This window comes from Variovorax glucosi (genome assembly GCF_051216695.1).
GTDB lineage: Bacteria > Pseudomonadota > Gammaproteobacteria > Burkholderiales > Burkholderiaceae_C > Variovorax.
The window spans coordinates 1-1,081 of record NZ_JBPJZE010000334.1 but is presented as its reverse complement, the minus strand read 5'-3'; the positions used below and the strand labels follow the sequence as shown (position 1 = coordinate 1,081).

Here is a 1,081-nt window from a genome sequence, read left to right as displayed (position 1 = left end):
CCTCGGGCCTGGATCGCGAGGCCTATGCGGTGCTGGTGCGCTCGCGTGACGAGAACAACAACGCCGTGGTGGACGAGGCCCTGGCCGAACTCGCCCAGCAGGCCGCCAAGCGCGAGGCGCTGCTGCGCGCCTTCGAGGCCAGCGGCCGCAGCGAGCAGGAGTTCGCCGACATGTACGGCATGAAGCCTGGCGATGTGACGCGCACGCTGCAACGCGCGCGCGCCGATCGCGAGGCACCTGCGGCGCCGGCCACAACGCCTGCAGCGACGCAGGCCGTCGAGGCGCCCGAAGCACCCGCCGCAGACTGAACACGCCACACAAACGAAAAAGCCGCCACAGCAATGTGGCGGCTTTTTTCATGGCGCCGCGGACCTGCCGCGACCGACTGATCAGCGTTGCGCGTTCTGCAGCGCAGCAATGCGCTCTTCGATCGGCGGGTGCGTGGCAAACAGCTTGCCGATGCTGCCGGTGATGCCCATGGCTTCCACGGCCTTCGGCAGTTCGCCGGCCGGCAGGCCACCGAGGCGCGCGAGCGCATTGATCATCGGCTGCTTCTGGCCCATCAGCGCGGCAGCACCGGCATCGGCGCGGAACTCGCGGTGGCGCGAGAACCAGGCCACCACCATCGCGGCGGCAAAGCCGAGCACGATGTCCAGCACGATGGTGCTCACGTAGTAGCCGATGCCGGGGCCCGACGAACGGTCGTCGCCGCGGCGCAGGAAGCTGTCTACCGCATAGCCGATCACGCGCGACAGGAACACGACGAAGGTGTTCATCACGCCTTGAATGAGCGTCATCGTGACCATGCCGCCATTGGCGATGTGAGCCACCTCGTGGCCGATGACGGCCTCGACTTCCTCGCGCGTCATGCCCTGCAGCAGGCCGGTGGACACCGCCACCAGCGACGAGTTCTTGAACGCGCCGGTTGCGAAGGCATTGGGCTCGCCTTCGAAGATGCCGACCTCGGGCATGCCGATGCCGGCCTTGTCGGCGAACTTGCGCACCGTGCCGACAATCCAGGCCTCATCGGGCGACTGGGGGTTGTCGATCATGCGCACGTCGGCGGTCCACTTGGCCATGG

Annotated in this window: 1 protein-coding gene and 1 pseudogene; one reads left to right on the top strand and one right to left on the bottom strand. The window is 67.7% G+C overall.

The window, feature by feature from the left end:
- Window positions 1–308: pseudogene (locus tag ACSFA3_RS25415) on the top strand (Fertility inhibition FinO); the annotation flags it as partial.
- A gap of 81 nt (window positions 309–389) precedes the next feature.
- On the opposite strand, the gene htpX reads toward ACSFA3_RS25415, so the two are convergent.
- Window positions 390–1,081, bottom strand: a 692-nt coding sequence (gene htpX / locus ACSFA3_RS25410) for a protease HtpX (protein ID WP_435508102.1), incomplete at its 5' end; no start/stop codon positions are given.